Genomic DNA, 23,095 nt, shown 5'->3' on the forward strand with positions numbered 1-23,095 from the left:
ACTTCGACCACGACACCGACCACGCCGCCGGCGGCAAGACCAGCACCAGCAACGGCTCGGCCAAACACCGCCGCCACCACAACCTGAAGACCCGCCGCCTGTGGCACACCCGACAACACCCCGACGGCACCATCACCTGGACCACCCTGCTCGGCCGGCGCTACGACACCGAACCCCACGACTACCACGAACTCCACGACCCCCAGGACCCCCACCAGGAACCGACCACCACACCCCCACCCACCCCAGAGCAGGAAGAACCACCCTTCTGACCGTCGGCGACCCGGCTCAACCTGCGCTGGGGGCGTAGCCTGCGACGCGAGGTCTCCGGTGTGTCCACGGTTCGTGCACTCGCGCCACACCGGCCCCGGAGGACTCCGACGCAAGGCTCAGCCACGAGCACGGACACCCGGCAGGACGCGGAGCGGAGGACGGCATGAACTGGCTCGACAAGCCCGCACACGCGCGCTGGCTCGAGGCCGAGGGTGACCGGTTGCTGGAGTTCGGCCGCGCCGCGCGGAACGACCGTCCTCCGGGGGGCTTCGCGTGGCTCGACGACGACGGCAAGCCCGACGGCAGTCGGCCCGTCGAGCTCTGGGTGACCTGCCGGATGACGCACGTCTACGCACTGGCCCACCTCATGGGACGCCCGGGTTCGGTGCCGCTGGTGGATGCCGGACTCGCCGCGCTGCGTGGCTCGTTCCACGACGAGGAGCACGGCGGCTGGTATGCCGCTCTGGGGCCGGGCGGTGAGGTGCGTGCCGAGAAGACCGCGTACGAGCACGCCTTCGTCCTGCTCAGCAGCTCGAGCGCCGTCGTGGCAGGACGTCCCGGCGCGCGGGACCTGCTCGACGAAGCGCTGTCCACCGTCCTCGACCACTTCTGGGACGAGCGCCACCAGATGATCGTCGACTCGTGGGACCGGGAGTTCGCCACACTCGACTCCTATCGCGGTGTCAACGCGAACATGCACATGGTCGAGGCGTTCCTCGCCACTGCCGACGTGCTCGACGACCCGAGCCTGCGAGAGCGTGCGCTCCACATCGCGACTCGGGTGGTGCACGACCTCGCGGCCGCGAACGGCTGGCACATCCCCGAGCACTTCACTCCGGACTGGGAGCCCCTGCTCGACTACCACCGCGAGGAGCCGGCCCACCCGTTCCAGCCCTACGGTGCCACGATCGGCCACTCACTGGAGTGGGCCCGCCTCATCCTCCAGCTGCGCGAGGCCCTGGGTCCCGACGCGCCCACCTGGATGCTGGACGATGCCCGAGCCCTCGTCGACACCGCCGTCCGCGACGGATGGGCGGTCGACGGAGCGGACGGGTTCGTCTACACCGTCGACTGGGACGGGGCTCCGGTCGTGCGCGAGCGGATGCACTGGGTCCCCGCTGAGGCCACAGCGACGGCAGCGACGCTGCACCGCCTCACCGGGGAGGAGCGGTATGCCGAGTGGTACCAGACGTGGTGGGACTACCTGGCCTGCCACGTGATTGACCGGGAGCGAGGCTCCTGGCACCACGAGTTGTCCCCCCGTAACGGCCCGAGCTCGACGACCTGGAGCGGGAAGCCGGACGTCTACCACGCCTTCCAGGCCACGTTGTTGCCGCGGCTTCCGGTCACCCCCTGTCTGTCCGTGGCACTTCGCAGCGGCCTGCTGGCCTGATCACGGCGACGGCCCGCCCGGTCGTCCTGAACGGGAGGACCTTTGCCCCTGTCCAGGTACTCCGTCGAGCGAGACGCTGCCGCCATGACCAGCAATGACGTGCAGGGATCGGATCGGACGGCGGCCAGGCCGGAGGAGCTCGACAGCTCGCACTGCTGGGCGCTCGTTCGTGCGGCTGCCGTGGGGCGGCTCGCGGTGGTCGTCGGCGGGAAGCCGGACGTGTTCCCGGTCAACCACGTCGTGGACCACGGGACCGTGGTCTTCCGGACGGGCGCCGGCACCAAGCTGGCGGCCGCGGACGGCCAGGCCGTGGCGTTCGAGGTCGACGGGTTCGATCCGCAGGCACAGACCGCGTGGAGTGTCGTCGTCAAGGGACGGGCCGCACGAGTGCAGGAGCCCTACGGCGTCCTCGAGGCCCTGACCCTCCCGCTGGTGCCGTGGCACGGCGGCCAGAAGCCGTGGTTCGTCCGGATCGAGCCTGACAGCGTCACCGGGCGCCGGTTCCACGTGGCGGTGCACCGCGACTGAGTGGGGGAGCCGACTGAGTGGGGGAGCACCGTGGATGCGCCGTGACTGAACCTCGCCGCAGTTGGCGCACCCGCCCCGGTGGACCCGGTTGCCCCAAGCCGCAGCCCCGCGCTCAGCTTCCCAGGACGGCCAACGCCTCGGGGCCCTTCAGCTCCTCGGGACGGTGACGACCGGGCAGCGGGCGTGCTGCTGGCAGTACGCCGCGACGACCGCTTCCGACTCACGACGGTCCTCCCCGAGCACCAGGGCGCGACTGCCGTGGCTGCGACTCGCCAGCACGAGCGCTGGGTCACCGGTGACCACCTCGAAGGTGCACCGGATGCGGGAGTGGCCGCGTAGGGCGGTCAGGGCGGCTTGGAACGTCACGGCGTCGGCGCTCTCCCGGGCGTCGGCATCGAGCTCCGGCGACAGCACCTGCACGAACCGGATCCCGGCCCGCAGCCGGACCGCCTCGGTCACCGCGGCCTGGGCGACGACCAGGGCCGAGCCGTCGTTCACGAGACCGGCGACCACCTCAGCCTCTCCGGTGGTGACTGTGCGGAGCCGAGCCGCCTGCGACGTTGCCATGGCTCCATGGTGCGGGCCGCGGCATACCGCCAACAGGGCACAAGGTCCCCTGTCGCTGCCCCCGCCACGGCCCCTGCCCGGGTGACCGTCAACGTGTCCGACTCTGTGGCCGCACGATCTCCCGGCCGCTGATGTCCTCGGGGTGCACGCGCACCCAGAACGAGTTGGCCGACGGCGGCAGCCACGACTCCAGGGCCTCCTGCTCGAGCTCCTCGCGCAGCGCCGGGTCCTCGATGATGCTCGTCCGGCCCCGGACGAGGACGCTCCAGCCGCTCTCGGTGTCGAGGTGGAAGTTGTCCACCTCGAACGCGACCCGTTCGCCGTTCGCCGCCAGCTGCAGCTTGGATCCCCACGTCGTACGGAAGGTGACGTCCTCCCCGTGTAGCACGTGGTTCACCGGCAGGATCGTGAGGTCGCCCTCACGGAGGAACCCCAGCCGTCCGACGGCCACCTCACCGATCCTGCGCAGGCACTCCTCGCGATCGAGTATGCCGAGCCCGCGCCGGTCCCAGTCCTTCACCTCGGTCCCCTTGCCTGCCAGAGCCGTGCGTTCACGTGCTGTCTCGCACCGTACCGGCGGTCGGTTCCGACACCACGCCGGTCGTCCGAATTTTCCTCCCGCCGCGCGGAGGCGACGCTGCGTCTCCCTTCCCTTCCCGCCGAACCTACGTACGATCGACGGCATGAACGCCCGACCGAGCCCGTGGCCGGCCCCCAGCGCTCTCGACCTGGAGGATCTGCTCGACGAACTGCGGGCGCGCGCCTCCGCTGCCCGTGCCTCGCAGGAGCGGCTCGCCGCGCTGCTCGACGCGGTCGTCGCCGTGAGCGCCGACCTCGAGCTCTCCGACGTCCTCGGTCGCATCGTCGAGGCCGCGTGCCGGCTCGTCGACGCCCGCTACGGGGCGCTCGGCGTCATCTCCGAGGACGGCGAGGAGCTCACCGCGTTCATCACCCACGGGGTGAGCGACGAGGAGCGCGCCGCCATCGGCGACCCGCCCCACGGCCGGGGAGTGCTCGGGCTGCTGATCCGCGAGCCGAAGACGCAGCGCCTGCCCGAGGTGGGGGCGCACCCCGACTCGGTGGGCTTCCCGCCGAACCACCCCGAGATGCACAGTTTCCTCGGCACACCGATCCGCATCCGGGACCGTGTCTTCGGCAACCTCTACCTCGCCGAGAAGCGGGGCGCGCCCGAGTTCAGCGACGAGGACGAGTCGATGCTCGTCGCGCTCGCCGCCGCCGCAGGCGTGGCCATCGAGAACGCCCAGCTCTACGAGCGCAGCGAGCGCCAGCGGCAGTGGTCGGAGGCGATCAGCGAGCTCACGCGCATGCTGCTCGAGAGCGAGGACGAGGACAGCGCGCTGGAGCGGATGATCGCGCACGCGCGACAGTTCGCCGCCGCCGACGTCGCCGCGGTCGCGCTGACCGACGACGTCGGCGAGCTCGTCGTGCGCGCCGTCCACACGGCCCGTGACGGACACGAGGAGGCCGAGCCCGGCAGCACCGGGGGCCAGTCCGCCTCGCCGCGCGTCACGCCGCCTGGTGCCCTGGAGGTCGGCAAGGTGCTCGAGGGCCCCCGGTGGCAGGCCGTGCGCGAGGCGCGGCAGCCGCTGTTGCTCCTGCCCGAGAGCGGTGACGAGCGCGCCGCGGCCAGCCACGGTCTCGCCCAGTCCCTGACCGAGCTGAACCCGCACGGCCCGACGGCGATCCTGCCGGTGGTCGTGGGCAGCGGTGACCTCGGCGTCCTGGTGCTGGGGTGGCAGGGGGAGGTGCCCGGCAGCGCGGGCGAGACGATGACCGCCGTCGCCGACTTCGCCCAGCAGGCGGCCCTGGCGCTCGTCGCCGGCCGGGCCCAGCGCGACCGCTCCCGGATGGCCCTCCTCGAGGACCGCGAACGGATCGCCCGGGACATGCACGACCACGTCATCCAGCGCCTCTTCGCCACCGGGCTGTCGCTGCAGTCCGCGGCCCGGCTGGCCCAGCACCCCCTGGTCCGGGCCCGGCTGGAGGACGCCGTGGACGAGCTGGACGAGTCCATCCGGCACATCAGGCACACCATCTTCGAGCTCCACCGGCCGATCCCGACCGGCGGCCTGCGCGCCGAGCTGCACAGCCTGGTCGACGACATCACGCAGAGCCTCGGCTTCCCGCCCCGGTTGTCCATCGAGGGATCGCTCGGCGGCCTCGCGGACGGACTGGAGGCCGACATCGTCGCGGTGGTGCGCGAGGGCCTGTCCAACATCGCCCGCCACGCCCATGCCAGCAAGGCCAGTGTGGACATCACCGCCGGCGACCGAATCTGCATCGTGGTCACCGACGACGGCGTCGGGGCCGACCCGGGCCTGGCCCGCAGCGGACTGGTCAACCTCGGCTCACGTGCCGCCGCACGCTCGGGGACCTTCGACGTGCGCCGGGGCGAACCGCGCGGCACTGTGCTCAGCTGGGAGGTGCCGCGTGAGACGCGAGGATGAGGAACGGCATACCGAGGTGGGGAACGGGCACGTGGGAAGCGTGCCCTGGCAGCGGACACGAGGCGAGGAGAAGTCATGACGCTCAAGGTCTTCCTGCTCGACGACCACGAAGTGGTGCGGCGGGGTTTGCGCGAGCTGCTGGAGTCGACCGGCGACATCGAGGTCGTCGGGGAGTCGGGGTCGGCCAAGGAGGCGGCCCGCCGCATCCCGGCGCTCCGGCCCGACGTGGCGATCTTCGACGCGCGGCTGCCGGACGGGTCGGGCATCGACGCCTGCCGGGACGTGCGCTCGGTCGACCCGTCGATCAAGGGCCTGGTCCTCACCTCGTATGACGACGAGCGGGCACTGTCGGCGGCCGTGCTGGCGGGTGCCTCCGGCTACCTGCTCAAGGACATCAAGGGCAACGGCCTGATCGAGGCGATCCGCGAGGTCGCCGGCGGAAAGAACCTGCTCGACGGGGAACGAGCCGAGGAGCTGCGGCAGAGCTGGGGCACGCAGACCGAGGACACCGATCCGCGGGTGAAGACGCTCACTCCGCAGGAGCGGCGGATCCTGGACCTCATCGCGGCCGGGCTGACCAACCGGCAGATCGGCAAGCGCATGTCCCTGGCGGAGAAGACGGTCAAGAACTACGTCACCTCCGTGCTGGGCAAGCTGGGCATGGAGAGCCGCACCCAGGCCGCGGTGTTCGCTGCGACTCGGCACCCGGACGGCCACGAGCGGTGATTTTGCACTGAGTGCAACTTTGCAGATACGCTGCCGTTGATGGAGACGGTCGGGCGGCGCGAGCGGAAGAAGAACCAGACGCGGCGGGCCCTGCGCGAGGCCGCGGTCGAACTCGTCGAGCGGCACGGCTTCGAGCACGTCACGATCGAGCAGGTCACCGACGCGGTCGACGTCTCGCCGCGCACCTTCTTCAACTACTACGCCTCCAAGGAGGAGGCCCTCACCGCCGCGGACCCGGAGCGGGTCGCAGGCATGCGCGCGGTCCTGGCGCAGCGGCCGGCTGAGGAGCCCGCGCTCGAGGCGTTGCGCCGCGCCGTGCTCACCAGCGCCGCCGCCCTCGCCGAAGAGCAGGTGCCGTGGCAACGGCGGCTGGCGATCATCCGCGCTGACCCCCGGCTGCTGGCCGCCCTCGCCCGGAGCTGGTGGGTCATCGAGCGAGAGCTGGCCGAGGGGCTCGCCGAGCGGCTGGATACGGAGCCCCACGACCTCGTGCCCGGCGTGTTGGCGACCTCGGCGGTGGCCGCCCTGCGCGTCGCCATCTCCCGCTGGGACGACACCTCCCGGTCCCTGCCGGAACTCGTCAACGACGCGTTCGACGTGCTGGCCGGGGCCGGCGCCCGATGAGGCGCGGTAGCGCGCCGTGGACCGTGCTCTGGGACGCCCTGCGCGACCTCAAGGACCGGTTCCTGGCCTCCGACCCCGGGCTCACCCGGCTGCGCATGGCCACGCGAGCAGCCGTGGCCGTGGCGTCCGCCCTGGCCGTGGAGCTCGGCTTCGCCACGCTGACCGGGCAGAGCGCGCTTGCGGCCATGCTCATCGGCACCGTCGTGGCGATGATGGGCTCGATGGCCCTGACCGAGTCGACGGTGAGGGGCAAGGCGCTCACCGCCGCCTTCATGCCGGTGGCGGTGGCGTGCGGGTTGGTGCCGGGCACCCTGGCCGAGGCGCACCACGAGCTCACCCTCGTCGTCTTCGTCGCCGTCATGTTCGTGGCGGTGCTCGTGCGGCGCTTCGGGATCCGCTACTTCTTCTACGGCTTCATGGCCTGGATGGGCTACTTCTTCGCGATTTTCCTCCAGGGCGGTTGGGCCGTGTTGCCGACGCTGGTCGAGGCGGTCGTCGTCTCGGCAGCGTGGGTGCTGCTGCTGAACCTCACCGTGCTGCGGGACCGCCCCGACGTCACCCTGCGCCGGACCCTGTCCGCCTTCTGGATCCGCGGCGGCCAGGTCGCGGACGCCGCGGCGGAGGTCCTCGACGACCCAGACAGCCCGCGCGACCGTCGCCGGCTGCACCGTGCCCTGGTGCGGGTGTCCGAGACGGCCCTGCTCGTCGACGGCCACCTCGGGGACGCGGGCCACGGCCCGCAGGGGCAGTCGGCAGCGGACGTGCGCGGGTGGGTCGTGGACGCCGAGCTGGGCTTCGACTCACTCGCGACCGCCACCGTGCGCCTGGCCCAGCGGCAGGCGGCCCTGCACCCGACCGTCCTCGCGACCCTCTCCCGGGTGCTGCGCGCCGTCGGCGACGGCGACCTGGACCGCGCCCTCCGTCTCGGCGCACCGGTGCGGGACCTCGGACGCCCGCCCGCGGTGCACGAGCTCGTCGTCGCCCTCGAGGACCTCGCCCGCACGAGGGACAGCTGGCAGCGCCTGCCGACCGGCGTCGAGGACGACGAGACCGGCTTCGAGCCGGCGGTGAACCTCTTCGGTGGGAACCTGCCCGGCAGTATGGCGGTCGCCTCCACCATGATCGAGGACCGGCAGGGGAGGACCCGCCACCCGTTGCTGCGGCTCGACCTCATCACCCGGCAGGCAGTGCAGGTCGCCATCGCCGCAGCGCTCGCGATCGTGGTCGGCTCGGTGATCGACCAGCGGCGGTACTACTGGGCGGTGATCGCGGCCTTCGTCGCCTTCACCGGCACCTCCACCTTCGCCGAGACGCTACGCAAGTCCGTCGGTCGGCTGGTCGGCACCCTCGTCGGTCTCGTCGCCGCGATCGTCCTCGCCGACGCCACCGCCGGTCACGCCGGCATCGCGCTCGCCCTGGTCGTGGCGAGCATCTTCTGCGGCTTCTACCTCCAGCGGATCTCCTACGGCGCCATGATCTTCTTCATCACGATCATGCTGGGCCAGCTCTACTCGCTGCTGCACAGGTTCAGCGCCGGCCTGATGGTCCTGCGACTGGCGGAGACCGCCGTGGGAGCCCTCATCGGGGTGGCGGTCTCACTGCTGGTGCTGCCGACCGGCACCCGTGCCACGGCACGCACGGCGCGCAACGCCTTCCTCGGTCAGGTCGCCGACCTGCTCGACGGCGTGACAGATCAGCTCGACGTCGTGGCGTCGGGGCGGGTTGCCGACCACGTGGGACTCGCCGGTCGGGCCCGGGAGATGGACGGCGCGCTGCGGCAGTACCTCAACACCGTCCGTCCGCTCACCTGGGGCTCCATGCTCCGGCACGACACCAGCCTGCTCCACCGGCGAGGGATGTTCTTCGCCCGGATCGCCGGCGACGCCAAGCACCTGGTGCGGCTGCTCCGGCTCCGCGGCGCCGACGATGTCGACGCCAGTGCCGCAGCCGTGGCCGCCCTGGCCCGCGCCCTGCGCGAGCTGTCCGTCGCCGGCCCGTTCCACGTCACCGACCGGGCCCGGCAGGAGCTGGACGAGGGCAAGCAGGCGCTGGACGGCATACCGCCATCGCCGGTGCGTGACCGGCTCGACCACCTGCACACGGTGCTGGACCGGCTGATGGACCCCGTGCCGGAGGTCGACCTCAGCCGTCGGGGAGAGCGACCGGAACGCCCGGCGCCCCGGCCGGTGGCGCACTGACGAGCGCCACGCAGTCGGGTCCGGCCCCCGGTCCGAACCCGGCCCGCCGGATCAGCCGGCCGCGCCCGGAGCGGTGTCCCCCTCGGACGGTGGCAACTGCTCCTCGTGCTGCTCGGCCAGACGCCGGCCCACCTCGGTCGAGGCGATCGAGGTGGCGATGCCGAGCGCGAGCGCGCCGATCGCCCACCGGGTGCCGCGCTGGTCGATGCCGAGGGCGTGGTCCAGGGACAGCTCACCGGGGCCGGCCTCGGCCAGCGCTGCGAGCGCCGCGATGATCACGAGGTTGTACTCGTAACCGCCGGAGGCGTTCCAGACCCCCTGGGGCCAGTGAACCTTCCGGATCGCCGTGGTCATCACGCCGATCAGGCCGGAGGCGCCGAGCGGCGTCGCGAGCCCCGCCGCCACGAGGGCACCGGCTCCCGCCTCGGTGGCGCCGGCGACCAGGGAGTTGATCCGTGGTGGGTGCATCTTCAGTGACGTCATCATCTGGTCCGTGCCCTCGAGCCCCGGGCCGCCGAACCAGCCCATGAGCTTTTGCATGCCGTGACCGATGAACAACCCGCCGATCGTGACGCGACCGATGAACCGAGCAATCTGCATGAGGGGCTCCTTCCTCAGGTCTGTCCCTACCCCACGAAGTTGAAGGAAGAACGAGTCGACGTCAAACGGAAGGCTCCGGATCCGGCAGTTCCGTCAGGACGAGGGCCCCGGCTGCTCGGCGAGCAGGGAGTCGTAGCGGTGCAGCGTTCCCGCGGTCGCGTTCGTGATGTGCGCCTTCATTTGTTGGCCCGCCTCCGTGGCCTTCCGCTGCACCAGGGCGGCCACGATGGCCCGGTGCTCCGCGGTGGAGCGCTCGTGCTCGCGGACGAGGCTCATCGCCTGGTAGGGGATGCGGTCCCAGAGCCGTTCGATGAACTCCAGCAGGTACTGCGACCCGGCAGCGGCGTAGATCTGGTGGTGCAGTGTCGCGTTCAGGCTGGGCAGCTCGTCATACCGGCCCTCGTCGACTGCCTCGTCGAAGGACCGCATGACCTGGCTGATGTCGGCGAGCTGCACGTCTGTTGCTCGGCGGGCGGCCCACTCACAGGCCAACGGTTCCAGCACCTGTCGCAGCTGGAAGATCTCCTCGATCCCTTCCCGACTGAGGGAGGCGACGCGAGCGCCGCGGTGCGGGTCGTGGCTGACGAGTCCTTGGGTCTGCAACAGCCCCAGCGCCTCGCGGACGGGAGTCAGGCTCATCCCCAGGTCGTCGGCCAGCTGGTGCAGCCGCAACCGGGAGCCGGGCGTGAGCCGCCCGTCGAGGATCGCCTCGCGCAGTGCGGCGTAGGCCGCCTCGCCCTTGGTCTGGACGGGCGGACGGTGGAGCGTCACGCACGGATGGTAACGGAATCATCTCCGTCGTTGACATTTGACAAAATATTTCCCTAACGTGACGCGAGTCACTCAGCCATCCCTGGCCCTGAGGAGCTCACCGACGCATGTCGACCGTCCGATCGATCCCCGCGCCGCAGGCGCAGGCTGCTGCCCGACGCACCTGGTCGGATGAGCTGGGACGGACCTGCTTGTATGCCGTGCCGGAGGACCCTCGCTTCTCCTACTGCATGGTCGTTCCCCACGGGCTCCACCGTGCTGCGGGCGGCCGGATCCCGCTGGTCGTGGCCGTGCACGGCACCGAACGGGACGCCACCGGGATGCGCGACGCGCTCACCCCGTGGGCGACCGCTCATGACGTGGCGGTTCTCGCCCCCCTCTTTCCGGCCGGGGTGGGCGAGGACGGTGACCCGGACGACGTCGATGCCTACAAGCTGCTGCGACTCGGCTCGCTGCCCTTCGACGACGTCCTGATGGCGATGGTGCGGGACGCCACCATGCGGATCGGCCCGGTGGGGGAGCGGCTGCACCTCGTGGGCTTTTCCGGCGGGGCCCAGTTCGTGCTGCGGTTCACCTACCTGCACCCTGAGCGCGTCGCATCCGCATCCGTCGCAGCGCCGGGTCGCGTCACCCTGCTCGACGCGGATCTCGACTGGTGGCAGGGCACGCGCGACGTCGCGACCATCACCGGCCGGGCCGTCGACCTGGAGCAGCTCCGGTGCGTCACCCTCCAGCTCGTCGTGGGGGCACGCGACGACGACCCGCACTCCCCGCGCACCCAGCGAGCGCGCCTGCTGTACGACAACCTGCGCGGGCACGCCCTCGACGTGCACCTCGACGTCGTCCCCGGCGCCCGGCATGACCTCACACCTCTTGTTCCGGCGATCACCGAGTTCCTCGGTGACCTGCTCTCACCCCCAGGAAGGAATGTGGAATGTCATCCCAGTCAATGAACGAGAACGGCCCTTTCCGCCTCCCCGAGGTCGACCGTCGCGTCTTCTTGCGTGGTGCCCTGGCCGCGGGAGCCTCCCTGTCCGCCGCCGGACTGCTGGCCGCGTGTGGCGGCGGCGGATCCACCTCCGCGCAGACCGGCGCCGGCGCCGGGGGCGGGAGCAGCGCGACGGTGTCCAAAGGCTTTCCGTCGTACTACCCCAAGGACTACCAGTCCATCGTGGACGCGGCCAAGAAGGAGAACGGCCTGACCATCTACTCCAACATGGCGGAGTACAACTGGCAGCCGATCATCGACGCGTTCAAGCAGAAGTACCCGTTTGTCGGTGACATCTCCACGAACAACCTGGACAGCGCGGAGGTGTTCCAGCGCTACTACGCCGAGTCCTCGAGCGGGAAGTCGGCGGCATCGTTCATGGTGTCGGGCGACCCGACCAGTTGGATCGAGTTCATCAAGAAGCACCAGGCGGCTGCGGACTACACGTCGCCGGAGCTGCCGAAGCTGCCGGACTTCGCGGCGCCGCTGCCGAACCTCTACACCTTCTCCACGGACCCGATCCTGCTGGCCTACAACAAGGCGCTCCTCAAGGAGAACGAGCGGCCGAAGGGGATGAAGGACCTCGCCGCGATGGTGAAGAAGGATCCCAGCCGGTTCCAGCACAAGCTGACCACGTATGACGTGCAGAACAGCTTCGGTTTCGCCATCGAGTACGTCTGGTCCCAGAAGTATGACGGCGCGTGGGACCTGCTCGACACCATCCTGCCGATGGTGCGCCCGGAGCAGTCCTCGGGGCCGATGGTGGACAAGATCAACTCGGGGGAGTACCTGGCCGGGTTCTTCATGTCCAGCACGGTGGTGCTGCCGCAGGCCGAGAAGAGCGGTGCGATCCTCGGCTGGAACTACATCGCCGACGGCACCCCGATGATGTTCCGCGGGATGGGCATCCCCAAGACGGCACCGCAGATGGCGACGGCCAAGCTGATGCTCGACTTCCTCCTGTCCCACGATGGCCAGATCGCCATCTACAAGGGTGGGTTCACTCCCTTCCGGAAGGACCTGACCAAGGACGAGGCGCCGCGAAGCTACTCCGCTATCGCGCAGGAGGTCGGCAAGGACAACCTCATCAACGTCGGCTATGAGGAGATCTCGACGGCGCAGAACAAGGCCTTCGTGTCCAAGTGGAACGGAGCGATGAAGGCCTGATGACCATGCACGCGGCCGGGTCGCTCCGGCCTCCGCGGTACCGCCGGTTCCTGGGGCGGGGACGCGAGACCTGGATCCAGTACGGGGTCTTCCTCGTCGTGGCGGTCCTCGTCCTCGCGCCCCTGCTCCCGACGCTGTACCAGTCGTTGGTCGACCGCGCGCTCTACGAACCGGGCCGGCTGCTGACCTGGCAGAACTACGCCCACCTCTTCACCCAGGCTGGCTTCGGGAAGGTCGTCCTGAACAGCCTCTACTTCGCCGTCCTGACGACCGTCTTCGCGGTCGTCCTCTCGGTGCTGCTGGCGGTGCTCCTGGTGCGCACCCGCGTGCCGGGCGGCCGCGCGATGGGCGCGATGCTGCTGTGGCCGATCTACATCTCCCCGCTGGTGCTCGCGTTCGGGTGGATCATCATGTACGGCCCGGCCGGGTTCGTCAGCGTGGGGGTGGAGCGGGTCATCGGGACCGTCCCGTGGCAGCTCTACAGCATCCCCGGGATGGCGCTGACCGAGGCGGTCGCGCTCGTGCCGATCGGGTACCTCTACTGTTCCGGCGCGTTGCGACTGTCCGACCCCTCTCTCGAGAATGCCGCCCGCACCTGCGGGGCCGGGCCACTGCGCATCCTGTGGTCGGTGGTGCTGCCGATGATGCGTCCGCCCATCCTCTACAGCGCACTGCTCATCTTCTCGACGTCCCTGGAGACGCTGAGCGTGCCCCTGCTGTTCGGGCGACCCGTGGGCATCGACCTGTTCGCCAGCTTCATCTACATCCACGGACTGGCGCAGTCGAACCCCGACTACGGGCTCGTCGCGGCTGCCTCCGTCGTCACCCTCGTGGTCATGGGCATCCTCGTCACGGTGCAGGCGCTGGCCCTGCGCAACGCCCAACGCTTCATCGCCGTGCGCGGCAAGGCGTCACGGCCCCGGCTGTTCGAACTGGGCAAGCTGCGGTGGATCGGCTTCGCCTTCGTGTTCCTCTACCTCGTGCTGGGTCCACTGCTGCCGCTCCTGGGGCTGCTGGCCCGGGCGTTCACGCAGATCCTCACCCCGCTGGTCAACCCGCTCCGGCTGCTGACCACGGACAACTTCCACCTGGTGTTCTCCTACCCCGCCTACGTGCAGTCGATCTGGAACAGCGTGGTCGTCGCGTTGGTCGGCGCCGTCGCGACGACGCTGCTGGTGTCGGTGGCGGTGCTGGTCGCCCGGCGGTCCGGCTTCCGGTTCGCACGCCCCCTGGAGTTCACCTCGTTGGCACCGCAGGTGATCCCGGGCATCATCCTCGGCATCGGCTTCTTCTGGGCGTTCGCGCTCATCGGCCCGCTGAACTGGATCAACGGCACCCTGCTGGCGCTCATCATCGCCTTCGGGGTCCGGTCCTTCCCCGCAGCGTTCGGCGCCATCGCCCCGATCGTGATGCAGATCGGGGACGAGCTCGACCAGGCCGCGAGGTCGATGGGTGCGGACTGGTGGAAGACGTTCAGCCGCATCCTGTTCCGCCTGATCATGCCGGGCCTGCTGTCCGGGTTCGTCCTGCTGTTCGTGCAGATGATCAAGGAGTTCACGCCGGCGGTCTTCCTGGCCAACGCGCACTCCCAGGTGATCGGCACCACGATGCTGCAGCTGTGGCTCAACGGAAACACCGGCGCCGTGGCGGCGCTGTCCTGCATCCAGATCGCCATCACCGCGGTCTTCGTCTTCCTCGCCGGAAAGGTCTTCAAGGTGCGCTCCCATGCCTGATCTGATCGTCGAAGGGCTCTCCAAGCGGTTCGGGGAGCAGCAGGCGCTCGACAACGTCTCCTTCACCGTCGGCGACGGGGAGTTCTTCACGTTGCTCGGGCCCAGCGGGTGTGGGAAGTCGACGACGCTCATGAGCATCGCCGGGCTGGAAACCCCCGACACCGGCAGCATCCGCGTCGGTGACCACGTCTTCGTGGACGCCGACCACGGCACGTTCCTCACCCCGGAGGAACGCAACCTCGGCATGGTCTTCCAGTCCTACGCGCTGTGGCCGCACATGACGGTCGAGGCGAACCTCGCGATGCCGCTGAAGCTGCGCAAGGTCAAGGGCAAGGAGCAGACCCGGCTCATCGACGACGCCCTCGACCAGGTCGGGCTGCTGCCCTACAAGAAGCGGTACCCGCACCAGCTCTCCGGTGGGCAGCAGCAGCGGGTGGCGCTGGCCCGGGCCCTGGTCTACTCACCCACGGTGCTGCTCCTGGACGAGCCCTTGTCCAACCTCGACGCCAAGCTCCGCGACCGGGCCAGGGCATGGCTGAAGGACCTGCAGAAGACCGTGGGCATCACGACCGTCTACGTGACCCACGACCAGCTCGAGGCACTGTCGTTGTCCGACCGGCTCGCGGTCATGAGTGAGGGGCGCATGCTACAGGTCGCCGCTCCGAAGGAGGTTTACCACGACCCGAGCAATGCCGAGGTGGCCGACTTCATCGGACGCTGCAGCTTCCTGTCGGCCACGGTGGTCGAGCAGGAGGAGAGCGGGCTCACCAGGGTGCAGCTGGACGGCGGCGGTCAGCTGCGCGTGACGGCGCACGGGCGGTGGGCTGCGGGACAGCAGGTCAGCGTCGGGATCCGGTCGGAGCGGATGGAGGTGACTCCACCGCGCTCCGACGTCACGGCCGACAGCGTCAACGCGATCCCGGCGGAGCTGCGGAAGGCCTCCTTCGTCGGCGCGCGGTACGAGTACGAGCTCGTTGCCGGAGACCAGCTCGTCTTCGCCGAGAGCGATCGGGAGGTGAGCGAACGAAAGGTGTGGCTGCTGGTGCCGGAGGATGCGGCCTACGTCTTCTCCCGGAGCGACGCCGCCCAGGCGGAGGTCCCGTTGGCGGAGGTGGACGCATGACAGGCCCGCTCGGGGGCATCCGGGTGCTCGACCTCTCCCGTCTGGTCGCCGGCAACCAGCTCACGCTCCTGCTCGCCGACTTCGGCGCGGACGTGGTGAAGATCGAGCGGCCCGGCACCGGTGACACCCTGCGGCACTGGCGCGAGGACGGCGAGGGCCTCTTCTGGCAGGTGTACGCGCGCAACAAGCGCAGTGTCGCCCTCGACCTCAAGCACCCCGACGGACACGACCTGTTGCTGCGCCTCGTGGCGACGGCGGACGTCCTGGTGGAGAGCTTCCGACCGGGCACGCTCGAGCGGATGGGGCTGGGCACGGCGGTCCTGCACGAGGCCAACCCCCGCCTCGTCGTCACGCGCATCTCGGGGTGGGGGCAGACCGGGTCGATGTCCGCCCAGCCCGGATTCGGCACCCTGATCGAGGCGATGTCAGGGCTGGCCGCGTGGAACGGGTTCCCCGACCGGGAGCCGGTCCTCCCCCCGGGCGCGATGGCGGACATGGTGGCCGGAACCTTCGGCGCCTTCGCGGTGCTCGCCGCCCTGCGGCACGCAGAGACCACCGGTGAGGGGCAGGTGATCGACCTGTCCCTCTTCGAGCCGCTCTTCTCCGTCCTCGGGCCGATGGCGGCCGTCTACCGGCACACCGGCCGGGTCCCGCAGCGCACCGGGAGCCGGTCGCAGTCCAGCTCCCCCCGGAACGTGTACCGCACCAAGGACGACGGGTGGCTGGCGCTGTCGGGATCCACGCAGACCATGGCCGAGCGCCTCTTCACCGCGATCGGGCGCGCGGACCTGCTCGACGACCCTCGGTTCGCCGACAACAGCGCCCGGTTGCAGCACCTCGATGAGCTCGACGAGGTCCTCGGCGGCTACTTCGGCGAGCGCACGCTGGAGGAGAACCTCACGCAGATGCGCGCTGCGGGGGTCACGGTGGCGCCCGTGATGGACATCGCGGGGCTGCTCGAGACGGACTTCTTCGCCACCCGCGGCGTAGTGGTCGAAGGCGCGGGCAACCCGGGAGCCGGGGGCGTCGCCATGCACCAGGTGGTGCCGCGGTTGAGCGCCTCCCCGGGCGCCATCCGCTCTCCCGCCCCGGAACTGGGCGGTGACACCGACGACGTCGTCGGCGAGGTGGTCGATGCCGAGGAGCTCGAGCGCCTCCGCGAGAAGGGAGTGGTGCAGTGACCCAGCACCGTGCCGAGGAGGCGCCGCTCTGGCGGTCGCTGCTCTATGTCCCGGTCACGTCCCGCCGATTCCTGGACAAGGCCCACACCCGGGGCGCCGACGCCATCCAGCTCGACCTCGAGGACGCGGTCGCCGAGAGCGAGAAGGAGGCCGCACGCCGGCTGCTTCCGGCCGCGGTGGACCAGCTGGTCGGACACGGCGTGGACGTCGTGGTGCGGGTCAACCGGCCATGGCGGCACGTCGTCCGCGACCTCGAGGTCGCGGTGCGTCCGGGCGTGCGGGGGCTTGCCCTCCCCAAGCTCGGGAGCGCCGAGCACGTGCAGATGCTCGATGAGGTGATCACCGAGCTGGAAGCGGAGGCGGGACTGGCGGCGGGCACAGTGCGCCTCATCGCCATGGTCGAGACCACCAGCGGCTTCTTCCGGCTCCGCGAGATCGCGGCCGCGAGCCCTCGCATCGCCTACCTCACCCTGGGGACCGAGGACTTCGCCACCTCGGCCGGCATCGCGCCCGAGCCCGAGCTGGTCGTGGGGCCCAAGCAGGCCACCGTCTTCGCGGCCCGCGCCGCTGGCGTCCGTCCCATCGGGTTGGTGGGGTCCATTGCGAACTACCGCGACCAGGACGCGTTCCGTCGCGTGTGCCGTCGCTCCCGTCAGGTGGGGCTCGTGGGTGCCAGCGCGGTGCACCCCCTGCAGGTGCCGATCATCAACGAGGAGTTCTCCCCGAGCGACGAGGAACTGGACCGGGCCCGGCGGATGGTGGCGGCCTACGACGCGGCGCTGGCCGGGGGGGACGGTGCCGTCGAGTTCGAGGGCGGAATGATCGACGAGCCGGTCGTCGAGCGCTCGCGTCAGCTCCTGCGGCTGTGGTCCGTGGGTGCTCCACGCTGACTCTTCCAGCCCCTCTTCCAGCGCCTCTTCCAGCCCCCCTTCCAGTCACTGAGACAGGCCGGGACTCATCGCCCACCGGGCGACCCCGTGCGTGCTACGGTTCGTGACGGTTGCAGTTGCAGTTCCTCGCAGGACGAAGAAGTGCCCGCTCGCGAGCGGGCTCGATTCATGATGTGGGCATGTCCCGCTGTATGGGGGGAATGCGGCAGCCCTGGAGCCCACGAGGTGTGGGTCTCCACCGCCACGAAAGAAAGTTGTATCCCCCATGGCACAGGGCACCGTTAAGTGGTTCAACGCTGAGAAGGGCTTTGGCTTCATCGCCCAGGACGGCGGCGGTCCGGACGTCTTCGTTCACTACTCGGCCATTCAGTCGAACGGCTACCGCACCCTCGACGAGGCGCAGCGCGTCGAGTTCGAGGTCACGCAGAGCCCCAAGGGGCCGCAGGCCGACGCGGTCCGTCCGCTCTGACCAGAGTCTGAGGACAGCGTGATCGCACCCTGATCACGGCTGACGAAGCGGGCCCCCGGAGCTCCTGCTCCGGGGGCCCGCTGCTGTCTGCTCAGCGGTATCTGTTCAGTGCTGGAGCTGGGTGAGGAAGTCCTTGGCGATCGGGCCCGCGGTCACCTCACCGCTCTTGCCCTTCTCGACGAGGACACCGAAGGCCACGTCGCCCTGCCAGCCGACCATCCACGCGTGCGGGTGGGTGCCCGAGTGCTCCGCCGTGCCGGTCTTCGCGTGCACCGGCGGGCCGGGGACCCCCTGCAGCGGCTGACCGGTGCCCTTCTCGACCACGAGCCGCATCAGCTGCTGCAGCTCCTGGCCGGCCGGCTGCTGCAAGGCCTCCCGTTTGGACGTCAGCCCCTGCGGCTTCGGGTTCACCACGAGCGAGGGCGGCAGGTAGGCGCCGCGTGCCACCGACCCGGCCATGACCGCCATCGCGGCCGGAGAGGCAAGGGTCCGCGCCTGGCCGAACGCCGAGGCCGCCTTGTCCGTGGCGCCGTTCGCCACCGGCACCGAACCGGTGAACGTGCCGTCCACGCCCAGGTGCCAGTCGCGTCCGATGCCGAGGGCCAGGGCAGCCTGGTGCAGGTCGGCGTCCCCCATGGTCGTCGACACGTCCGCGAAGGCGGTGTTGCACGAGTGGGCGAAGTCCATCGCGAACGAGATGGGGCCGAACGCCTCGTTGGCGTAGTTGGTGATCCGCAGCCCGTCGATCGTCGTGGCAGCGGGGCAGTTCACCGTCTTCTGCGGGTCCAGCCCGTGGCTCAACACGCTGTATGCCGTCGCCACCTTCAGCGTCGAACCGGGCTGGAACTGCCCCTTCAGGGCCCGATCCGCCCCGAACGCAGGCGAGTTCGCCACCGCCAACAGGGCGCCGGTCTTGACGTCGACGGCCACGAGCGCCGAGGGGGAGTTCGTGCTCGCATCGGCCAGCGCCTTCTCGGCCGCCTCCTGGACCTTCGTGCGCAGCGTGAGCTTCAGCGGCTTGCCGTTGACCGGCTTGCGCTGGAAGAGCACGGTTTCGCCCTGCTTCGACCCCGAGGAGCCACCGGTGGCGGTGATGGTCAGCCCCGGCTTGCCAGCCAGCCACGCGTCGTACTGTGCCTGCAGGCCGCTGGTGCCGGCGTAGTCCCCGGCCTGGTAGCGGCCGTTGCTGTGATCGACGATCTCCTTCGTGACCGGCCCCACCGTGCCGAGCAGCGGCTGGCCGAACTCTCGGGTCTGCGCGAGCGGCTGCTGCCGCTCGGTGACGACGACGCCGGGGATGCCGGACAGTCGCCCCTTGCGCGGGGCGAAGTCGCTGTCGCGGTAGGTGATGACCGGGATCGGCGCCTTGGAGCCGGACTTCTTGGCCTCGTGCAGCTTGGCCACGAGCGAGCCGGCCGGGAACCCGACCACCTGCTCGAGCGCGGAGACGGTCTGGTCGGTGGACCGGACCGGGTCGATCGCGATGTCGTGCACGGTCTGGTCGGCCATCAGCGCGGCGCCGGTGCCGTCGAGGATGGCGCCGCGCTTCGCGGCGACCTGCTGCACCGCGAACGTGCCGCCGCGGGGCAGCTTCGGGTGCCACAGCGAGTGCTGGCGGGCGTCGACGGCCCAGCCGCCCTGCTGCTTCACGAGCCGGACCGGGTCCTGGTAGCGCCACGTCGTCCCGCCGGACAATGTCCAGGCCACTGAGAGGGTGGCGGCCGCCGTGTCCCCGGTGCGGTGCACGTCGGCCACCGTCACGTGGACCGGGGCCTTGCCCAGTGCCGCGGTCGCGCTCGCGAAGTCCCGGGCGACCGCCTTCGGTGAGCGGTCGGCATACCGGGCCGAGGTGAGGGAGCGCGCGGACCAGGCCTTGGCGAAGGACGTGGCGGCCGACTGTGCGGCAGCATCGGCGGCCTGCGCGGCGTCCCGCTGCTGCTTCCACACCACGCCGCCCACGACCGCACCGGCCACGAGCACCGCGGCGACCCCTGCCGCCGTCGCCACTACCTTCTTTCGCACGCTGCCCATCCAACCTCATGACGACTCGGCATCGACTCACCGGGAGCCCTCCCCGGATCGTGTCCCGCGTGGCAGTCTCGGGTCATGGAGAGCACGATGCAGCCGACGCCCCTGCTGATCTCGCGGATCCTGGAGTTCGGCGCCCAGCAGCACGCCGACGCCGAGGCGGTCACCTGGACCGCGGACGGACCACGACGGACGTCCTACCGGCAGATCGGCGAGGACGCCGCCCGACTCGCGCACGCGCTGCGGGGCCTCGGGATCGAGGGTGACCGGCGGGTGGCCACGTTCATGTGGAACAACGCGGAGCACCTCACCGCCTACCTCGCGGTGCCGTCGATGGGTGCGGTGCTGCACGCGCTCAACATCCGGCTGCCCCCGGAGCAGATCATCTACATCACCGGACACGCCGGCAACGAGGTCGTCGTCGTCGACAACACACTGGCCGGCCCGTTCAGCCAACTGCTGCCGCACCTGACCACGTTGCGGCACGTCATCGTCAACGGCCCCGTGTCGGACGAGGTCCGCGAGGCGTTGGCAGCGCCCGCGCACATCGAGGGCGTGCACGACTGGACCGCGCTTCTGGCCGACCAGCCGGACACCTTCGACTGGCCCGAGCTCGACGAGCACAGCGCCTCGTCGATGTGCTACACCTCCGGCACCACCGGGCACCCGAAGGGCGTCGCCTACTCCCACCGCTCCAACTACCTGCACACGATGGAGGCCCGGAACGCCTTCAACTTCCAGGAGGGCGACCGGATGCTGGCGGTGGTCCCGCTGTTCCACGCGAACGCCTGGGGACTGCCGTACGCCGCGCTCATGGGTGGTTCGTCTCTCATCCTGCCCGACCGGTTCCTCCAGGCCGAGCCGCTGGCGCGGATGATCGAGTCCGAGAAGGTCACCCTGGGTGCCGCGGTGCCGACCATCTGGAGCGACCTGCTGCGCTACCTGGACACCCACGAGGTCGACACCTCGACCCTGCGGCGGGTGACCATCGGCGGGTCGGCCTGTCCCCGCTCGCTGATGGAGGGGATGGAGCAGCGGCACCAGATCGAGGTCGTGCACGCCTGGGGGATGACCGAGACCTCTCCGCTGGGCTCGGTGGCGATCCCGCCCGCCGGCCTCGAGGGCGAGGAGCTGTGGCGCTACAAGACCAGCCAGGGGCGCCTGCCCGCCGGGGTGGAGGGCCGGTTGATGGGTCCGGACGGCAACGAGCAGCCCTGGGACGGCAAGAGTGTCGGTGAGCTCGAGGTCCGCGGCCCGTGGATCGCCGCGTCCTACTACGCCAACGGACAGGAGAGCGACGCCGAGCGCGCCGAGATGGCGAGCCGCTTCCACGACGGCTGGCTGCGCACCGGGGACGTCGGCACGCTGACCCCCGACGGCTTCCTCACCCTCACCGACCGGGCCAAGGACGTCATCAAGTCCGGTGGCGAGTGGATCTCGTCGGTGGCCCTGGAGAACGCCCTCATGGCGCACCCGGAGGTCCTCGAGGCGTCCGTGGTCGGGGTGCCGGACGACCGGTGGGGCGAGCGGCCGCTGGCCACGGTCGTGCGCGCCGAGGGTTCGACCGTCGACGCCGAGGTGCTGCGGTCCTACCTCGAGGGCAAGGTCGCGCACTGGCAGGTCCCGGAGCGCTGGGCGTTCATCGACGAGGTGCCCAAGACGAGCGTGGGCAAGTTCGACAAGAAGGTCCTGCGCCGGCGCTATGCCGACGGGGAGCTCGCCGTCGAGCTGGCCTGACCGCCGGCGAGCCGGACCTCAGGCCCTGACCCGAGACCCGCCCAGCAGGCCCGGGACCCGCTCAGCAGGCCTGCTTGACGTTCACCGCGCTGCCGGCGTCCTGGCTCGGGCCGGGGGAGGGCGTCGTGCCGGACGGGCTCGGCGAGTGGCTCGGCTTCGGCGTGCCGTGGCTCTTGCTGGGGGCGGGCTTCGGCGGCTGCAGGGCCCGCTTGACCAGCTGGCGCATCTTGGCGAAGTCGGGGTGCACCACGTTGGTGTTGTCGGGAGTGAACGCCAGGCTGCGGATCTCGCCCTTCTGGATCCGCTGGACCAGCGTCACCCAGGCCGGCAGCTCGTTCGTGGGGATGTCGGTCTGGATGTTGTCCTTGGCGACCTGGGCCAGCTGCGGGTACTTCTGCAGCATGGAGACCGGGTTCACCTGGTCCAACAGCGCGCCGACCATGCAGCGCTGCCGGCGCATCCGGCTGAAGTCGTCGGTGGTGGCACGGGACCGGGCATACCAGAGCGCCTGGTAGCCGGTGAGGTGCTGCACGCCCGGGTTGATCCAGCCCTTGATGCTGCCCGGCACGATGTAGCCGTTCTTGGCGACGCCACCGATGGGCAGCCGCTCCTTGACGTCGATCGTCACGCCGCCCATCGCGTCGACCAGCTCGGTGAACCCGTGCAGGTCGATGATGGTGGTGTAGTCGATCCGCAGGCCGAGAACCTTCTCCAGCACCTGCTGGGTGGTGAGCAGCCCCGGGTTCTTCACCGACGCGGGGAAGAGGTCCTTGTGCTGGTCGGCCAAGGTCCAGACGGCGTTCATCAGGCACTGGTCCCCACAGTTGTAGCCCTGTGGGTAGAGCTTGTGCAGCGGGTTGTCCTTGGGGAACGGCACGTTCTCGAGGTTGCGGGGGACGCTGAACAGCACCGCGTCACCGGTGTGGGTGTCGACGCTCGCGACGATCATGGAGTCGGTGCGCACCCCGGTGCGGTCCTTGCCCGCGTCGGAGCCCAGCAGCAGCACGTTGACGCGCGTGGTGTCGGCCCAGGGATCGGACTTGCTGGTGTCCGGCTTGGCGTAGGCGGTGTTCCCGCCTCCGCCGTCGGCGGCCTTGCCCTGGAAGACGGAGTGCACAACGTCACGCTGGATGCCGAGGTAGCGCACCGCCTGGATCGTCGGCGCGATCACCACCAGGCACAGGATCAGGGTGGACAGCCGCAGCACCCGGGTCTGCGGCATCGTCAGGGTGCCCGGGTCGGCCAGGTGGGCGGTCCACACGATCTGGGCGACCCAGACCAGCGCGACGATGACCACGGCGACGGTCAGGGCGACCAGGACGTTGGGGCGCACGGCGACGCTGAGGACCGCGCGGAGAGCGCCCTGGTGCCACACCCACGCCGCGATCGCCACCAGACCCGCGACGAACAGGCCCACCAGGGCCAGGCCGAGCACCCGCCCCCGCGTGAACGACAGGCCCGCACCCGGCACCACGGTCCCGAGGGCGGTGAGCCCGATCGCCCGGCCGACACCGTGCCGCCGGTGCTGCCGGCTCTCGACACGGCGACCCGACGCGTGGGCGCCAGCGTCGTCACGCGGCAGGTACGACATTCACGTCCTTCCTCACGGGGGCAGGGTGCATCCTCAAAGA

Annotated in this window: 20 protein-coding genes and 1 pseudogene; 15 read left to right on the forward strand and 6 right to left on the reverse strand. The window is 70.4% G+C overall.

Annotated elements, in window-relative coordinates; all coding sequences use genetic code 11:
* The 3 genes and pseudogenes from VFL99_RS14210 to VFL99_RS14220 form a co-directional block, all read left to right on the forward strand.
* Positions 1–272: pseudogene (locus VFL99_RS14210) on the forward strand (HNH endonuclease signature motif containing protein); the annotation flags it as partial.
* 164 nt (positions 273–436) lie between these two features.
* Positions 437–1,666: an AGE family epimerase/isomerase gene (locus VFL99_RS14215; RefSeq protein WP_325107029.1), complete on the forward strand. Its 1,230-nt coding sequence runs from the start codon at positions 437–439 to the stop codon at positions 1,664–1,666.
* An 84-nt stretch (positions 1,667–1,750) separates the two neighbouring features.
* Positions 1,751–2,194 carry a pyridoxamine 5'-phosphate oxidase family protein gene (locus VFL99_RS14220; protein ID WP_325107030.1) on the forward strand — a complete coding sequence of 148 codons (444 nt, stop codon included), beginning with the start codon at positions 1,751–1,753 and terminating at the stop codon, positions 2,192–2,194.
* 147 nt (positions 2,195–2,341) lie between these two features.
* Here the strand turns inward: VFL99_RS14220 and VFL99_RS14225 are convergent, their stop codons facing one another.
* Together VFL99_RS14225 and VFL99_RS14230 are read right to left on the reverse strand one after the other, a co-directional pair.
* Positions 2,342–2,761 carry an adenine nucleotide alpha hydrolase family protein gene (locus VFL99_RS14225; RefSeq protein ID WP_325107031.1) on the reverse strand — a complete coding sequence of 140 codons (420 nt, stop codon included), beginning with the start codon at positions 2,759–2,761 and terminating at the stop codon, positions 2,342–2,344.
* A gap of 88 nt (positions 2,762–2,849) precedes the next feature.
* The gene (locus VFL99_RS14230) at positions 2,850–3,281 is read right to left on the reverse strand and encodes a pyridoxamine 5'-phosphate oxidase family protein (RefSeq protein ID WP_325107032.1); all 432 of its coding nucleotides are present in this window, start codon (positions 3,279–3,281) and stop codon (positions 2,850–2,852) included.
* A 163-nt stretch (positions 3,282–3,444) separates the two neighbouring features.
* Here VFL99_RS14230 and VFL99_RS14235 point away from each other — a divergent pair, with 163 nt between their 5' ends.
* The 4 genes from VFL99_RS14235 to VFL99_RS14250 all read left to right on the forward strand — a co-directional run bounded on the left by VFL99_RS14235 (position 3,445) and on the right by VFL99_RS14250 (position 8,777).
* Positions 3,445–5,229 (forward strand): GAF domain-containing sensor histidine kinase, encoded by a 1,785-nt coding sequence (locus VFL99_RS14235; protein WP_325107033.1) that lies wholly within the window; start codon positions 3,445–3,447, stop codon positions 5,227–5,229.
* Positions 5,230–5,304: 75 nt separating this feature from the next.
* A complete protein-coding gene (locus tag VFL99_RS14240) occupies positions 5,305–5,955 on the forward strand; it encodes a response regulator transcription factor (RefSeq protein ID WP_325107034.1) in 651 nt (216 codons plus the stop codon).
* Positions 5,956–5,994: 39 nt separating this feature from the next.
* Positions 5,995–6,579: a TetR/AcrR family transcriptional regulator gene (locus VFL99_RS14245; protein WP_325107035.1), complete on the forward strand. Its 585-nt coding sequence runs from the start codon at positions 5,995–5,997 to the stop codon at positions 6,577–6,579.
* On the forward strand, positions 6,576–8,777 hold the full coding sequence (locus tag VFL99_RS14250; protein WP_325107036.1) for an FUSC family protein: 2,202 nt from the start codon (positions 6,576–6,578) through the stop codon (positions 8,775–8,777). The genes VFL99_RS14245 and VFL99_RS14250 overlap by 4 nt, the downstream gene beginning before the upstream one ends.
* Before the next feature lie 51 nt (positions 8,778–8,828).
* On the opposite strand, the gene VFL99_RS14255 is transcribed toward VFL99_RS14250, so the two are convergent.
* Both VFL99_RS14255 and VFL99_RS14260 read right to left on the reverse strand, forming a co-directional pair.
* Positions 8,829–9,377, reverse strand: coding sequence for a DoxX family protein (locus VFL99_RS14255; RefSeq protein WP_325107037.1), 549 nt, complete (start codon positions 9,375–9,377; stop codon positions 8,829–8,831).
* Positions 9,378–9,470: 93 nt separating this feature from the next.
* The gene (locus tag VFL99_RS14260; protein WP_325107038.1) at positions 9,471–10,148 is read right to left on the reverse strand and encodes a GntR family transcriptional regulator; all 678 of its coding nucleotides are present in this window, start codon (positions 10,146–10,148) and stop codon (positions 9,471–9,473) included.
* 107 nt (positions 10,149–10,255) lie between these two features.
* Here VFL99_RS14260 and VFL99_RS14265 point away from each other — a divergent pair, with 107 nt between their 5' ends.
* The 7 genes from VFL99_RS14265 (at position 10,256) to VFL99_RS14295 (ending at position 17,699) form a co-directional block, all read left to right on the forward strand.
* Positions 10,256–11,101 carry an alpha/beta hydrolase family protein gene (locus VFL99_RS14265; protein ID WP_325107039.1) on the forward strand — a complete coding sequence of 282 codons (846 nt, stop codon included), beginning with the start codon at positions 10,256–10,258 and terminating at the stop codon, positions 11,099–11,101.
* Positions 11,083–12,303, forward strand: coding sequence for an ABC transporter substrate-binding protein (locus VFL99_RS14270; RefSeq protein WP_325107040.1), 1,221 nt, complete (start codon positions 11,083–11,085; stop codon positions 12,301–12,303). The genes VFL99_RS14265 and VFL99_RS14270 overlap by 19 nt, the downstream gene beginning before the upstream one ends.
* A complete protein-coding gene (locus tag VFL99_RS14275) occupies positions 12,303–14,036 on the forward strand; it encodes an ABC transporter permease (protein ID WP_325107041.1) in 1,734 nt (577 codons plus the stop codon). Before VFL99_RS14270 ends, VFL99_RS14275 begins: the two co-directional genes overlap by 1 nt.
* On the forward strand, positions 14,029–15,159 hold the full coding sequence (locus VFL99_RS14280; RefSeq protein ID WP_325107042.1) for an ABC transporter ATP-binding protein: 1,131 nt from the start codon (positions 14,029–14,031) through the stop codon (positions 15,157–15,159). Before VFL99_RS14275 ends, VFL99_RS14280 begins: the two co-directional genes overlap by 8 nt.
* The gene (locus tag VFL99_RS14285; protein ID WP_325107043.1) at positions 15,156–16,340 is read left to right on the forward strand and encodes a CaiB/BaiF CoA transferase family protein; all 1,185 of its coding nucleotides are present in this window, start codon (positions 15,156–15,158) and stop codon (positions 16,338–16,340) included. The genes VFL99_RS14280 and VFL99_RS14285 overlap by 4 nt, the downstream gene beginning before the upstream one ends.
* Positions 16,337–17,230 carry an HpcH/HpaI aldolase/citrate lyase family protein gene (locus VFL99_RS14290; protein ID WP_325107044.1) on the forward strand — a complete coding sequence of 298 codons (894 nt, stop codon included), beginning with the start codon at positions 16,337–16,339 and terminating at the stop codon, positions 17,228–17,230. The genes VFL99_RS14285 and VFL99_RS14290 overlap by 4 nt, the downstream gene beginning before the upstream one ends.
* 265 nt (positions 17,231–17,495) lie before the next feature.
* Entirely contained in the window at positions 17,496–17,699 is a 204-nt protein-coding gene (locus tag VFL99_RS14295; RefSeq protein WP_325107045.1) for a cold-shock protein, read from the forward strand.
* Positions 17,700–17,804: 105 nt separating this feature from the next.
* On the opposite strand, the gene VFL99_RS14300 is transcribed toward VFL99_RS14295, so the two are convergent.
* Positions 17,805–19,730, reverse strand: a complete 1,926-nt coding sequence (locus VFL99_RS14300) for a penicillin-binding transpeptidase domain-containing protein (protein ID WP_325107046.1) — start codon at positions 19,728–19,730, stop codon at positions 17,805–17,807.
* A gap of 75 nt (positions 19,731–19,805) precedes the next feature.
* Between VFL99_RS14300 and VFL99_RS14305 the strand changes: the two genes are divergently transcribed.
* The gene (locus VFL99_RS14305; protein ID WP_325107047.1) at positions 19,806–21,464 is read left to right on the forward strand and encodes a long-chain fatty acid--CoA ligase; all 1,659 of its coding nucleotides are present in this window, start codon (positions 19,806–19,808) and stop codon (positions 21,462–21,464) included.
* A 61-nt stretch (positions 21,465–21,525) separates the two neighbouring features.
* On the opposite strand, the gene VFL99_RS14310 is transcribed toward VFL99_RS14305, so the two are convergent.
* A complete protein-coding gene (locus VFL99_RS14310) occupies positions 21,526–23,055 on the reverse strand; it encodes an LCP family protein (RefSeq protein ID WP_325107048.1) in 1,530 nt (509 codons plus the stop codon).
* Positions 23,056–23,095: the final 40 nt, after the last annotated feature.

It is taken from the genome of Segeticoccus sp. (assembly GCF_035708005.1).